Below are 14,197 nucleotides of genomic sequence, written 5' to 3'. Positions count from 1 at the left end.
AGACAGGTATCTTTTGCAGCGCCCCGTTCAGGTGTTATGATTGCGGACAAATAAAGGCCGCGGTCTGAAAGTAAAAAAAGCGGCTCCGCTGAAAGTTGAGTGAAAGTTGGCTGAAAGTTGAAGGGGGACTGTTGCATGGGAGATCATTCAGCCCGCCGAAAGGGCCGGGAAAATCAAATCGATCGGGCGGCGCGGGCGGCCCGTGGCATTCGTCGCCGCGTGCTGGCCCACACGCTGTCCCATGACGGCGGATACCTCAGCCAGGCCTGTTCGTCGGCGGAAATTTTCGCGGCGCTGTACACCTGTGTCCTGAACCTGAAAAAAATCGACCGGCCCCTGAGCGCCCTGCCCTTTGCAGGAACGCCGGGGCCCGCCCGTCCCGCTCTCACCGGAGCGATCTTCAACGGCGGAGGCGAGCCGGACTGCGATAATTTCATTCTTTCTCCTGCTCAGTACGCACTGACGCTGTACGCCGCGCTGGTCGAGGTCGGGCGGATGGACGAAAAAAGCATGGCGGCTTATAACGTCGATGGCAGCACCGTGGAGATGATAGGCGCGGAACACTCTCCGGGCATGGAGGTGACCACGGGGTCGCTGGGACAGGGAATCAGTCAGGCCGCAGGCATCGCGCTGGCCCGTCGGGTAAAGGGAGAAACGGGCCGGGTGATCCTCCTCATGAGCGACGGAGAGTGTCAGTCCGGAGAGTTCTGGGAGGCCGTCCAGGCCACCTGCTTTCATAAACTCGGCAATATGCTCGCTTACGTCGACATGAACGGATGTCAGTGCGACGGCCCGATGACCTCCGTCATGCAGCTGGAACCCTTCGACAGGCGTCTGGCGGCCTTCGGCGCCCGGGTGCGCCGCATCGACGGACACGACATAAAAACCCTGATCCGCCTCGGCAGAGCGCCAGCCGCCGACGTCCCCACCTTCGTCCTCTGCGACACGGACCCCTGCCGGGACATGGCCGTTCTGCAAAAACGCCGGCCGAAATTCCACTATGTCCGTTTTGCCTCCCCTGAAGAAAAAGCAGAATATCGAAAATTTTACGAGAACACATTCCAGGAAGGGCTGTAACGCAGAAAGGGCAATAATGATGGAAATACTGACGAAAGTACACGCGAAACATCTGGTTGAATGGGGACGGAACCACCCCGAAGCCTGGGTGCTGTCGGCGGATTTGACCTCCTCCTGCGAGGCGGACGGATTTCGCGACGCCTTTCCGGAACGATTTTTGTCCATGGGCATCGCCGAACAGAACATGCTCGCCTTCGCCGGAGGGATGGCGCGTCAGGGGTTGATTCCGCTGGTGCATACGTTCGCCGTGTTCATCTATCGCCGCGCTCTCGACCAGGTCGCCATGTCCGTGGCCTATCCCAACCTGCCCGTCAAAATGTTCGGTTTTCTGCCGGGCATCCTCACGCCGGGCGGCGCCACCCATCAGGCCATTGAAGACGTCGCGGTGATGCGGGCTCTCCCGAATATGACCATTCTTGAGGCCGGCGACGCCACCGAGACCGAGTCGATTCTGGAGGCGGCCTGCGACATACCCGGTCCGGTGTACGTCCGCCAGCTGCGCGGAGAGATTCCCCGTCTTTTCGACCCAAAGGAGCCGCTGAAACCTGGGGCGTGCCGCAAGCTCTCGGAGGGCGGCGATTTCGTCCTGCTGACCTCCGGGATATGCACCGAAGAGGGCATGAGAGCCGTCGCGGCGCTGCGGGAGAGAGGGCTGGACATTGCCCACTATCACGTTTCCACCCTCAAGCCCTTCAATCATCCGGAAATCGTGAGAGAAATCGCGGCCAGCCGGTGGGGAGCGATCACCCTCGAAAACCACAGCATCCTGGGCGGACTGGGATCCATCCTGGCCGAGGGCATGGCGGAGGCCGGAACGGGAAAGCCCCTGCGTCGTCTTGGCCTGCGCGACACCTTCGTTCACGGGGCCGGTCGCCGTCATCTGATGCGGGAATACGGACTGGACGCACTGGCTCTGACAGGCGCGGTGGAAGAGATCACCGGAAAGCGGTTTTTCATCGACGAAAACAGCCTGGCGGAAGCGTACACGCCGGCCCTGCACAGCAGCGCCAAGGCGGAGGCCCTGTAGCATGTTTTTCGAAGACCACGACGACGCGCGAACCCGAAGCCTGGTCGGCGGAGGGCGCTTTCTGGTTCTCTATCGCCTGTACGCGGACAATGAACAGGCGGCTCGGGAGAGGGCGGAGGACATCTGCACCGAGCAGACTGTGGAGTTTCCGGTTCCGCTGCTGCCCCCCGGCGCCATTCTCTCGGAGGTGCGGGGCCGTCTTGAAAACCTGGAAAAAGAACGCGAAGGACAGTACCTCGCCTCCGTCAGTTTTGCGGACGAAACCGCCGCGGGGGAGTTCACTCAGTTTCTCGACGTGATTTTTGGCAACATCAGCATCAAGCCCGGAATCCAGGTTGTGCGAATCCATCCGGGAAGGGGCGTTCGCTCGTTTTTACGCGGGCCCCGTTTTGGAGTGAAGGGGATTCGCGCCCTTCTCGGCGTGCCCCGTCGTCCTCTGCTTTTCACCGCGCTCAAGCCCATGGGGCTCTCGTCCTCCGAAATGGCGAGGCTGGCCGCCCAATTCGTGGAGGGGGGAGTGGACATCGTCAAAGACGACCACGGCCTCACCAATCAGGTGTTCGCTCCCTTCGAAGAGCGCGTCGCCCTCTGCGCCGCCGCGGTGCGAGAGTCCGCCGCGAAGCTGGGGCGCAAAGCCCTGTACGTCCCCAACGTCACCGCCCCGGCCTCTCAATTGCCGGAGCGGGTGCAAAGAGCCCGTGAACTGGGGGCGGGTGGACTTCTGGTGTCGCCTGGTCTCACGGGTCTGGATGCGGTGCGGGAAATTTCGGAGCGGACAGAGGGAGAACTGCCCATCTTTACGCACCCCGCTTTTCTCGGAAGTTACGCTCTCACCCGCCAGGGCATCGCCGCCGACCTGCTGTTCGGCACTTTCATGCGCATGGCGGGAGCGGACGCCACGATCTTTCCCAACTGCGGCGGTCGTTTTCCCCTTTCGAAGGAGGATTGCCTGGGGATTGCGGCGGCCTGCAGAGAGAATCCGGAAAACTTCGAGCCCATTTTCCCCGCCCCGGCCGGCGGGATGGAACTGGGAAACATCGACGACATGAGGCGGACCTACGGCGACGACATGCTGGTCCTGGTGGGAGGAGGGCTTTTCACCTGCGGCGGCGACCTCGTCGAAAACTGCCGGCGTTTTCGCGCCGCGCTGGAGCGGTGAACGCGCTTCACCGGCTGGCGGACAGCCTGTTCTCTTTGTCGAAGGGGCTTCAATGCTCCATTGACAGAAAGACCATATGTTTTGCGGCAGAATATGATAAAATCTCATTTTGCGAATGTGCGTTTCCAAAAAGACTCAATATATAAAGGAAGATGGTTGGTTTGATTCAGAGACTGAGAACGCAGATGCGGTTGATTATGGGCATAATTGTAGTGGCTTTTCTCCTGTCCACGTTTTTGATGTACGAGTCCGGAGGATCCCGGCGTCGCAGGCCGTCTCCATCCGAAGACGGACGTCTGGAGGATTACGTGGTCGCTGAAGTGAACGGGCAGGATCTGCTGCGCTCCATGTTGGACCGGCGGGTGGCCCTGTACATCGAACAGACGGGATCCAGAGAAATTGCCTCCGGAGACTGGCCTTACATTTATCAGGCGGCGCTCAACCAGTACGCGGTGGAGCTTCAGTTGAACAAAGAAGTTAAAAACAGCGGAATCTCCATCAGCAACGCCGAAGCGGAGCAGGCGGTCAAGGATTACGCGGATCAGGCTTTCCCCACCAGAGAGGCTTTTTATCAGTCTCTCGAACGTTCCGGGAAAAAACTCGCGGATTACCAAAAAGACGTGGCCGCGCAAATGGCGATTCAGAAACTGATCCAATCCGTCATCGAAGGGATCACGGTCAGCGAGGACGAGACCGTGGAGTTCTACGACTCGACAAAGGATTTCCTCTTCAAACAGCCTGCGGGAACCATGGTCAGCCTGGCTGATTTCACCTCCAGAGACGCGGCCGAAAAGGTGAGAGCTCTGCTCGTCTCCGGTACAGAGTGGGCCGCCGCGACCTCGGGTGACGTAACGGCTTCCGCGGATGTCATCAGAATTACGCCGGAGCCGGTTTTTGTTCCGGATTCCGTGTTCGATGGACGTCTGGCGCCCATGAAAACTCTCGCCATTGGGGAAATCAGCCCCGTGTTCGAAGCCGCCAGCGACGACTATGCCGTTGGCATAAAGAACGAAGTCGTGGCTGAAAAGGTCACGCCCTACAACGAGGTCAGCGCCGATCTTCGCCTCATGCTTCAGCAGAGAAAGGAACGCGAGGCGGTGGACAATTTTTCACAGCGCCTGCTCTCCGAGTCCCGGATCGTCATTCACGACAATTCCCTGTTCCCGGCCGCTCCGGTGGTTCTGCCCGTGAGCGAAAACACGCAGAGCGGCGATGTGGCATCAGGGGATGTTTCAAAGGATTCTTCCGTCGCGCCGACCTCCGCGGATTCACCCCTTTCCGCCGATACCGCCGTCGTCAGCGGGGATTGATCGGACACTGGAAGAAGTCCAAGGTTGACAGAAAGCGTTTAGACGCTATAATATCCCGCGTGTGTTTGTGAAGGTGAGTTGGCCGAGAGGCTGAAGGCACTCGCCTGCTAAGCGAGTATAGGGGCTAAAACCTCTATCGAGAGTTCGAATCTCTCACTCACCGCCATAGATGCGGAAGAACGCGGCAGTAGCTCAGCTGGATAGAGCGAAGGCCTACGGAGCCTTAGGTCGTGGGTTCGAATCCTGCCTGCCGCGCCATTTTTCCAAATAGAACGTGCGGATGTTATTTTGATATTTGTCATGACATATTTATATGGGAATGATGTTTTGATCTTTAAATTTCAAATTTGAAGAAAACCCCGTTTTTGGACGGGGTTTATTTTTATCTGCTCGTGCCAGTCTGAAGTTCATATAAATTTTAAAGCGAGGGTGAAAACGATGGTGTTGCGCAATTTCGATGAACTGGTCGCAAAAGTGAAGGGCTTTACCCGTCCATGCAGGGCGATCGTGGCTTCCGCGGCGGATGAGCACTCCCTGGAGGCCATATTTCACGCGCAAAAAGACGGGCTTGTGAACCCCGTTCTGGTGGGCGATAAAACACAAATCTCCGAAATCCTCTCGAAGCTGGGCGTCGTGTTATCCCCGGACGACATTTACGACGTCCCCGACGCGGAAGAAGCCGCGAAAAAAGCCGTGTCTCTCATCCGTGAGGGCAGAGGCGACTTTCTCATGAAGGGCAAACTGGAGACGGCCCAGATGCTGAAGCCGGTCGTCAACAGGGAAACCGGCATCGGCACGGGCAGGCTGATGTCCCATTTCGTGATTTTTCAGTCGCCTCGCTACTCTAAACTGCTTGTCGTGACGGACGGGGGCATGGTGACCTACCCGACTCTGGAACAAAAAAAGGGAATCATTGAAAATACGGTCGAAGCGCTGAGGGTACTGGGATACGAGAAGCCGAAAGTAGGAATTTTGGCGGCCGTGGAAAAACTCAATCCCAAAATGCCGGAGACCCAGGACGCCGATACGCTCGCCCGGATGAGCCGCGAAGGAACGATCAAAAACTGCGTCGTAGAAGGCCCCATTTCCCTGGATCTGGCGCTGGATCCCGAAGCCGCGGCGCTGAAAAACTACAAAAGCCCCGTCGCAGGCGACGCGGACGTCATCATCGTCCCCAACATCCACACGGGCAACGCGCTGGGCAAAAGTATCGTCGTCCTCGGCGGAGGTCGCATGGCGGGCGTCGTTTTGGGGGCTCGGGTTCCCATCATTTTGACGTCGAGAGGGTCTTCCCCGGAAGAGAAATACTTGTCACTGGTGCTGGCGGCCGCTATTGCAAACGGCTAGCTCTGAGGGGGCGCGGGCCCTGTGGGGATTCCGCGCCCCTGCTTTCTCAGGCGATCACTCTCGACAGCATTCGCACAATGTCGAAGCCGTCCCACACGACGTCAATATCCATCGCCCGACCCACAGGAACGACTCTGTCGATTCCCCTCAGACGATTTTGCAGCACAAAGCCCCGCAGTTCATCCTCGTTCATTCCAAACTGCGTCAGCGTCTGGTACTTATCCGTCACCACCGCGGCCAGTTCATCCAGATTTTTCAGGCGATACTCGTAAAAATATCCGCCCCGGCCGCGAAGATTTTCAATCGGGCCCCGCAGAGCCTTCAGCTCCGCCCGGTAAAGCAGGTTGCCGTCGCGCCGCACTCCGACAAGCGTCTCCAGTTCCAGAGCATCCTCGCACATCCGCGCGTATTTTTCCACCGCAACGGCGGTTTGCAGTTCGTAACGTTCTGACGCGCAGACCAGTGCGGCATCCCAGAAGCGCCCCCGGGCCTCCTCGCTGTCGTTTATCCATAAAATCAGCTGCGGAGAGGAACAGGCGTTTTGATCCATCAGCCAGGTATCGTTGAAAAAATGCTCCGCCAGCCGTGAAAGCCCGTTTTCGTCCGTGTCGAGTATCGCTTTGCCATTGATGACGCACAGAGAATATCGATCCGCAAAAGTCAGATCCACGCAGCGCGGTTTTGTCCGCAGTCCGCGAATCTCCGTCACAGTGCCGTCGCCGCCCCAGATCATCCGTGCGTCCGCGATTTCGCAGAATTTCGCCGTGATCTCGTTTTGCGCGGGATAACGGACAAAGGCCGTACGTTCCTCTATTTCGGGAAAATCCCTCAGCGCGCCCCGCAAAATGTTGCAGATGATTTCAATTTGCGGATATTCTTTGCCTGGCAGCCGGACGACACTGGCGTTCCCCGCAAGAAGCGCAAAAAGCCACGAAAAGGCGAAATTGACCGGAATATTCGAGGGCGCTACATGAAAACACAGCCCACGCCCCAATCGAAACTCCGTGCTTCCGAAATCCGCCTTCAGGCGGCCGATATTGCCTTTTCTGCACCAAAAAGCCAGCGCCGCCACATCGGGGTAACGTCTCACGTCGCCGAATTTCGTCAATTTTTCGGAAAGCGCCTCGACAAAACGGCAGATGTCGTCGGAATACGTCTGCATGGGAATATTGGAGATATTTTCAGAACCGATCACGTATTCAACGTCGCTCATACGTATCGCTGCACCCCCGTATTTCGGCGCCTTTCACTCTGCCGTACACCCTGAAATACTTCCCCGCCCGTCCGCAGGGACAGTCGTCCACTCCAAGCAGTTCACCCTCGTCCTCTGTCAGGAGCCTGTGACCGGGGTAACTCGTGGGCAGAAGAGAAGCGCACTCGATCAGGCCCCGTTTTTGTTCGACCGGAGCGAAGTTCTGCCCGTCCAGAATCCGGATGTCCGAAAAGACGGAAGCGTGAAGATGTCCCTGTTCGCATTCCATGAAGATGGATCCTGTCTGCTCCACCATGCCATAGTAGTTGCAGACCCGGCCAATGCCCGTGACGTCGCGCACAGTCTGTTTGAATCGTTCGTTGTCGACGCTCTGGTCCGCCATCTTCTTCCAGCCTCCCCCATGAACGAGGATGCCCTCGAAGGCGAGCGTCTCTTCTCTGCTGACGAGAGCCTGAATGAAATGCTGCCAGATCATGAAGGTAAACCCGAATAACAGAACATTTTCTCCTTCATGCTTTTTGGAAAAATTGTCGATGATCGTCATATCCGGTTCCATGTTCTCGTCCAGCGCCCAGGTGAGATCGCGCCCCAGCATGGAAAAACCGAGAATACCCGCGCCTCGGGCGGAAAACATGTTGCGGTCCTTCAGCACGGCGGGAGAATCCACGATCAGCATCGGCAGGCGCGTCTTGCCGATAAATTGAGAAACGATCTTCGAGAGGGCTTTGCTCTGCCGCGCCGAGGTGTCCCGGTCGAGGAAGATCCTTGAAACCGCCTGTCCGGTGGTGCCTGAGGAGGTCATCGTTTTTATCACCGCTTCCCGCGGGACGCTCAGGAGTTCGTACTCCTTGAAGAGACGCACGGGCAGAGGAGAATCTCTTCCCGCAACGTCGGTGATGCGCCGGTACGCCTCGCAGTTGTCTCGATGATGATCGGTGAGTTCGGAAAGGGCGCTTCGGAAAAACGCGTCCTTTTCGTCCCGCTTCATCCCAAACACCGGCAGTTCAAAGATTTTTTGATAGTCGAGCAAAGGTCATCATTCTCCTGATTTAACAGCATGTTTGTCTGTCACAGCATACAAAACTGCCTCGTCCAATACCAGCGCGCCTGGATGCAGGCGAAAATAAAAACGATACTCCGGGACAAGACTCTTAATATACTGTGGGATTGTTATTAAATCATCAGGCTTATGATAAGCGCATATGGCCAACACCGGCTCATTTCGCAGAATAGTCTCGCGCGCGCCTTTAAGCGCAGAAAGTTCGGCGCCCTCAATATCCATTTTGATCAGACTGACAGGACTGGTTTTGTCTACAAAATTATCCATTTTCTCTACTTCAATCGTCAGATTGCCATTTTCAGAGATCATATTACCCATTTTGTTTCCACAATCATCGACAAATTTAACCACTCCGGAATAATCCGCACAACCTTTTTGCACGATTTCGATATTTTTCAGCCTTTCACGTTCGATATAGGCCTGTAACGCGACAAGGTTTGAAGGTGAAGGTTCAACAGCAATGATTTTATTATAGTTTGGATAAAACGTTATAAACTTTGCAATCGTATCGCCTGTATAAGCGCCACAGTCCACATAGACAATATCTCCCCTCTGGGTAAATATTTCCTGTTGAAAATACTGAGGGGCTTTTATATATGGAACCAAATAACTTCCGTTATAAGTAAGTTTCCCTTTTAAATAAGCCAACATGCTTTTGACGGAGAGTTCATCCTGTTGCCACGACAACGTTTCTTCGAAGAGGGCAAGGTGTTCTTCCAAAAAAGAATGGCTTATACTTTCATTCCTGGTTACTCCGACTATGGAGAACATTTTTGCCGCATGTTTAAATTGAGGCGGAATCTCAAGAGAATGTAAAAATGAATGCCCCAGTAATAAATTATATTTTTCATACAGTCCATCGATTTCTTCAGAGAAGAAGACCGTTCCTTCCTTCTCAAAACCTCGATCTACTGCAAATACATAATTATGTATGTTATTTTTTGACAGGAGTTCTGCAAGTCTGGACGCTCTCACTCCTGCCCCGTAAATAACCAAAGGGAGAGACGATTTTGCAAGATATTCCAACGTACTTTCATCATTATTTTCTCTTAATTCCAGCAGACTTTTTAAAGAATCTTTCACTTTTGCACCTCCAGGTTTGAATACAAAACCTTTCCTGCTTCGTTTCTCGGTATCGCGGCAATGTGGAATACCTCGAAAGCGGCCCGGTTGATCCCCATAATCGACGCGATGTAACTGTGCAGTCCGGCCGTGTCCTCGCTGGTGGTATAAATGCGCATATGGTCGTCCTCTCCGACGCAGGCCGCCTCGTAGTTTTTCTTTTTCAGAAGCTCTTCAACCTCGACCAGGTTGACGCGGCTGCCGTAGAGCTTCAAAAATCGTTTTTTGCGCCCGACGATGTAATAATAGCCGTCCTCGTCCCGTCGCGCCATGTCGCCTGTAAGGAGGACTCCGCCGCGCTCGTCGCCCTTTATCAGATCTTTTCCCGATTCCGCGTAACCGAGGGTGACGTTTTTTCCCTTATAAACAAGCTCGCCCACAACATCCGGCGCCATGATCTCTTTTCCGTTGACGTCGATCAGAGAAAATTCGCCGCCGGGAATGGCGATCCCCATGCTGCCGTACTTTTCGAGAGATTTTTCATGAGGCAGATAGGACATCCGCGCCGTGGCCTCCGCCTGGCCATACATGACAACAAAGTGCTTTCCTTTGTCGAGCGCGTATTCAGCAAACTTTTTATGCAGCTCCGGCGACAGTTTTCCCCCCGCCTGCGTCATCGTACGGAGCGTCGGCAGATCCATACGGAAAAATCGAAGTTTTTCCAGCATTTCGTAAGTGTAGGGAACCCCACCGAAGGACGTTGCTCCATGATTTTTGAGCAGCTGCCAAAATTCCTTCTGCATCAGCGCCTTTTGCGTCAAAATGATCGAAGCGCCCACGTACAGATGGGTGTTCACGATGGACAGACCGTAGGTATAGCTCATGGGAAGCGTCGTAATGGGGCGCTCCGTGCTGTCCAGTTCCAGATACCGCACGATGGATTCGGTGTTCGCCCGAATGTTGGCGTAACTTTGACGCACAAATTTGGGGCTGCCCGTGGAGCCGGAAGTGGTGAGCAGCAGGCCCAGTTCTTCATAAAGCGGAAAAACCTTCGTGAAAGGCGTTTTCAGCAAAGAATACCCCACTGAGGAGTACCGCTCCGCACAGGAGGGAAACTCCTCCGCCATGCCGGAGGGAAGCCAGAGATAATCGGGCTGATATGTGTCGATCAGCGATGCGAGAAGTCCTCTGTCCATGTGAGCGTCCAGCATGACCGGTACGATGGAGTGGTCGATGAACGCCGCGTAGCCAATCAGCGAGCCCGGTTCGTTGGAGCACAGATTGAACACGAGACAGCGGCCCGATTTTACATTTTCCGCAAGTTTCCCGCACTCGCCGTCCAGCCAGGAATAGGAATAATTCTTCCCGCCCTCGTCGATAATCGCCGTATTGCCGGAAAAAGCTTTAAAGTTCCACATCGTACTTTTTCAGGATTTCCCTGCCTTTCTCGAAAGAGCTGAAAATTTAGGTTTCTTTTACTTACATTACTAACAGAATATGCTTCTTTTCCAGAATTTAATTTTCGACAGTTATTTTTTTAAAAATTTTTCAACTCTACATGCTATTGATTCTGCATTCAGACCATATTCTTCAAGAAGGTATGTATGTTCTCCTGATTTGCCATATGCATCAGGGAGTCCTATTATCAAATGAGGAGGAGCATCTTTTAATCCAGATTTATATTCAGCAACGGCGCTTCCCAAACCCCCGATCACGCTGTGTTCTTCTACAGTAATAAGAGAAAGTCCAGCCGTAATTGCTTCATCTATAGCGCCGGTATCCAGAGGTTTTACTGTATGCATATCTATCACCGCAACGGAAATACCTCTGCCTTCCAAAATTTCAGCTGCGATGAGACATTGTGACAACATCATCCCATTCGTAAAAAACACAGCATCATTGCCGTTTTTAAATTTGATTGCTTTTCCAATCATAAAGTTAAAATCTGAGTCAAATACAACAGGATTATTAACTCCTCCTGATAATCTTATATAAACAGGTCCCTCATGCTCAGACGCCGCAAATACACATTTGAAAATTTCTGCTCCATCAGACGGACATAGAACTGTTATATTTGGAATAGAACGCATAATTGAAATATCTTCAAGTCCATAATGAGAGGTGCCCAAATGCGCCATAGCAAGTCCACTGCCTAATCCAACAGCTTTTACATTCATTTTCATGTATCCCATGTTCATACGAATTTGCTCACATGCTCGCATTGTCACAAAGGGGGCAAAGGACGTAACAAAAACAACGGCGCCTTCTTTGGCCATGCCCGAAGCAATTCCTATAAGATTTTGTTCTGCTATTCCAACGTTGATACATCTGTTCGGAAATGTTTTTTGGAGACGCGCCAATCCTGAAGAAGTAACAAGATCGGCAGACAGTACAAATATGTCTTCTCTTTGAGACACAAGATCGAATAAAGCCGCTCCCAACGTGGCACGGGCACCCATTCGCGCCCATATTTTGCATTTCGCCTCTGTGATCTCAAACATTCGCTTTGTTCTCCAATTCTGTCAAAGCCTGTTCATATAAAGTTTTCGTCAGTCTGTTGTGATGCCATTCAATACTGTTTTCCATAAATGAAATACCTTTGCCCTTGATTGTTTTCGCTATAACCACTTTGGGGCATTCTGATTCATTCTGCGAAGAAAAAGCGGAGTAAAGCTCTTTCATATCATGTCCATCGACTTCAGCTACATTCCATCCAAAAGCAGAAAATTTTTGAGCAAAAGGCGTTAAGTCAACGATATTTGCACTATTCCCATCAGACTGCATTCCATTTGCATCAATGACGACTGTAAGGTTTTTCAGCTTAAATTGAGCGGCCATCATTACAGCTTCCCAGACTGCCCCTTCATTGCATTCGCCATTCCCTAAAATTACATATACCTTATAAGATTTCTCCTGAAGTTTTCCATAAAGCGCTATCCCACACGCCATCGATAATCCCTGTCCCAGGCTTCCGTTCGACGATTCAATTCCCAGTTTTAAATTCATTACGGGATGCGCAACCAACGCTGTCCCATTTTGTTGGAATGTCTTTAAGAGAGTTAAAGGGAAAAAACCCATTTCTGCCAAAATCGCATAGTATGCCAGAACCCCATGTCCTTTACTCAGTATAAAGCGATCTCTTTCCAGTAAAAGGGGAAATTGGGAATTGAAATGTAAAATCTCTCCATAAAGAACAGCGAGTATTTCCACCAGAGACAAAGCTCCTCCCAAATGAGCATTGCCTCCACATTGGTATGCCATTTCTATGATATGAAACCTTACTTTATTTGCTATCTTTAAAAGTCGTTCTTCATCCAATACGACATCGCTCCTCAATCAAATTGATATAATGCCTGTTATTCAAATATTTACTTCATATTTTAACAAAATTTCTCTTCCCTTTTCATATGAAGAGAAATCGATAATATCATCCGTGTCGAGCATGATGTCAAAAGTTTCTTCCAGAATTGTCATAAGTCCCATATGGCCAACAGAATCCCATTCTTCGATGGACTGATATTCAAGAGATTCCACCTTGATCTCCGGCGACAGCCCAAATGCTTTCACAAAACATTCCCTGTATTTTTCCTGGTTATCCATCTTTTTTTATCACTCCATCAATATATGTACATTTTCGGCAACTTTTCTTTATCTGTAGTGTATTTCTTATCTTTTTTACGCGTAAGAGCATCTGTCAAAAACATACTTCAAAAACGTCCTTCGCTCCGGCATCATAGATACGATCCATCAAATAATCAGACATTCACACTTTCATTGATGCAGTTATTCGTCTGATGGTCATGCAATACCTCCATCTACACGAATAATTTGTCCTGTAATATAAGAAGATAAATCTGAAGCCAAAAACAGTGCAACTCCTGCTACTTCTTCTGCTGTTCCATAACGTTGCATGATTGACTGATTTATGATATTTTGTACAGTTTCTTCATCAGAAGTTCGACTCATTTCCGTATTTATAAGTCCAGGTGCCACTGCATTTACACGTATCCCAAATTCTCCAAGCTCCAAAGCAAGTTTTCGCGTTGCTCCTATCATCGCAGCTTTACTTGAGACATACTCAAACTGTTCCGGAATAATATCCATACCCGAAATTGACGCCATATTAATTACGCTTCCGGATTTTGTTCTTGTCATTATCCTTGATATATATTGTGTAAATTCCATCTGAGCAAAAAAATTAATATTAAACAATTCTTTCATTTTAGATACAGGAGTCATAGAAAAAGAAGATCTCTCAGAGATCATACCTGCATTATTTACCAGTATATCCACTGTTTTTCTCTCTGCTGATATTTGTCTTACAGCCATCTTCATTGCGGTAGAATCATTCAAATCAAAACGAAGTAATTTTATCCACACCCCGCATGATTGTTCCAATGTCTTTGCCCAAGCTTCATATTGAGCATCCTGAGTACGAAAACATGCCCAAATGTTTGCTCCATTTTTAGCGAACATTTCTACTATACTTTTCCCAATACCTTTTCTGGCGCCAGTGATTACTGCGTTTTTATCTTTCAAAAGCATTACTTTTATTCCACCTTCTAATTATGTTTTACATAGACATAATTTATATCATCAAAATAATATTTTAAAAAAACATGGTTTTTTACAGTACTCACATTATTTGAAGAAATATAAGAAGAAGTTTGTTTTCCATCTCTCTTTTTTGTCTCTATAACTGGGTAATATGCAGTACCAAGCCCCAAGCCTCCCTGTTTAAAGCCGCTATACATTCCTGACAGAAACGGAAAATAGACCCCTTCGCCCAAATCTTTGAACGTGAAAAAACCGATGCTCTGATCTTTATAGATCAGTTTGTAAAGATCGCAGCCTCGTTCGATTTCGTCGCCAATCCAGCCAATATAGCGATTGGCGGCCTGTTTCGGAGAAAACGCGGGGTCGAGGTAAACCCGATCCGTAT

General features: G+C 51.2%; 14 protein-coding genes and 2 tRNA genes. 7 read left to right on the top strand and 9 right to left on the bottom strand.

Annotated features, from left to right (window positions below; translation table 11 throughout):
* Positions 1-135: 135 nt before the first annotated feature.
* The 7 genes from LBR61_12250 to LBR61_12220 all read left to right on the top strand — a co-directional run bounded on the left by LBR61_12250 (position 136) and on the right by LBR61_12220 (position 5,920).
* Complete coding sequence (locus LBR61_12250; protein MDR1732852.1) at positions 136-1,077, top strand: hypothetical protein; 942 nt, start codon at positions 136-138, stop codon at positions 1,075-1,077.
* Between the two features lie 16 nt (positions 1,078-1,093).
* On the top strand, positions 1,094-2,104 hold the full coding sequence (locus tag LBR61_12245; protein MDR1732851.1) for a hypothetical protein: 1,011 nt from the start codon (positions 1,094-1,096) through the stop codon (positions 2,102-2,104).
* 1 nt (position 2,105) lies between these two features.
* Positions 2,106-3,263 carry a hypothetical protein gene (locus LBR61_12240; protein ID MDR1732850.1) on the top strand — a complete coding sequence of 386 codons (1,158 nt, stop codon included), beginning with the start codon at positions 2,106-2,108 and terminating at the stop codon, positions 3,261-3,263.
* 161 nt (positions 3,264-3,424) lie between these two features.
* Entirely contained in the window at positions 3,425-4,573 is a 1,149-nt protein-coding gene (locus tag LBR61_12235; GenBank protein MDR1732849.1) for a SurA N-terminal domain-containing protein, read from the top strand.
* A gap of 72 nt (positions 4,574-4,645) precedes the next feature.
* Positions 4,646-4,739 (top strand) — tRNA-Ser (locus LBR61_12230).
* Between the two features lie 15 nt (positions 4,740-4,754).
* A tRNA-Arg gene (locus LBR61_12225) sits at positions 4,755-4,831 on the top strand.
* 180 nt (positions 4,832-5,011) lie between these two features.
* Positions 5,012-5,920: a bifunctional enoyl-CoA hydratase/phosphate acetyltransferase gene (locus tag LBR61_12220; GenBank protein MDR1732848.1), complete on the top strand. Its 909-nt coding sequence runs from the start codon at positions 5,012-5,014 to the stop codon at positions 5,918-5,920.
* 46 nt (positions 5,921-5,966) lie between these two features.
* On the opposite strand, the gene LBR61_12215 is transcribed toward LBR61_12220, so the two are convergent.
* The 9 genes from LBR61_12215 to LBR61_12175 all read right to left on the bottom strand — a co-directional run.
* Positions 5,967-7,133, bottom strand: coding sequence for a hypothetical protein (locus LBR61_12215; protein ID MDR1732847.1), 1,167 nt, complete (start codon positions 7,131-7,133; stop codon positions 5,967-5,969).
* Positions 7,120-8,163 (bottom strand): hypothetical protein, encoded by a 1,044-nt coding sequence (locus LBR61_12210; GenBank protein ID MDR1732846.1) that lies wholly within the window; start codon positions 8,161-8,163, stop codon positions 7,120-7,122. Before LBR61_12210 ends, LBR61_12215 begins: the two co-directional genes overlap by 14 nt.
* Before the next feature lie 6 nt (positions 8,164-8,169).
* Positions 8,170-9,276, bottom strand: coding sequence for an FkbM family methyltransferase (locus tag LBR61_12205; GenBank protein ID MDR1732845.1), 1,107 nt, complete (start codon positions 9,274-9,276; stop codon positions 8,170-8,172).
* Entirely contained in the window at positions 9,273-10,673 is a 1,401-nt protein-coding gene (locus LBR61_12200) for an AMP-binding protein (GenBank protein ID MDR1732844.1), read from the bottom strand. The genes LBR61_12205 and LBR61_12200 overlap by 4 nt, the downstream gene beginning before the upstream one ends.
* A gap of 111 nt (positions 10,674-10,784) precedes the next feature.
* Positions 10,785-11,756: a transketolase family protein gene (locus tag LBR61_12195; protein MDR1732843.1), complete on the bottom strand. Its 972-nt coding sequence runs from the start codon at positions 11,754-11,756 to the stop codon at positions 10,785-10,787.
* A complete protein-coding gene (locus LBR61_12190) occupies positions 11,749-12,573 on the bottom strand; it encodes a transketolase (GenBank protein MDR1732842.1) in 825 nt (274 codons plus the stop codon). The genes LBR61_12195 and LBR61_12190 overlap by 8 nt, the downstream gene beginning before the upstream one ends.
* Before the next feature lie 42 nt (positions 12,574-12,615).
* Positions 12,616-12,855, bottom strand: a complete 240-nt coding sequence (locus LBR61_12185) for a hypothetical protein (protein ID MDR1732841.1) — start codon at positions 12,853-12,855, stop codon at positions 12,616-12,618.
* 198 nt (positions 12,856-13,053) lie between these two features.
* Positions 13,054-13,800, bottom strand: coding sequence for an SDR family oxidoreductase (locus tag LBR61_12180; protein ID MDR1732840.1), 747 nt, complete (start codon positions 13,798-13,800; stop codon positions 13,054-13,056).
* Positions 13,801-13,817: 17 nt separating this feature from the next.
* The coding region (locus LBR61_12175; protein MDR1732839.1) for a hypothetical protein at positions 13,818-14,197 on the bottom strand (380 nt) is incomplete at its 5' end.

It is taken from the genome of Synergistaceae bacterium (assembly GCA_031272035.1).
Taxonomy (GTDB): Bacteria; Synergistota; Synergistia; order Synergistales; family Aminobacteriaceae; genus JAISSA01.
This window is presented reverse-complemented; position numbering and strand designations above follow the sequence as displayed.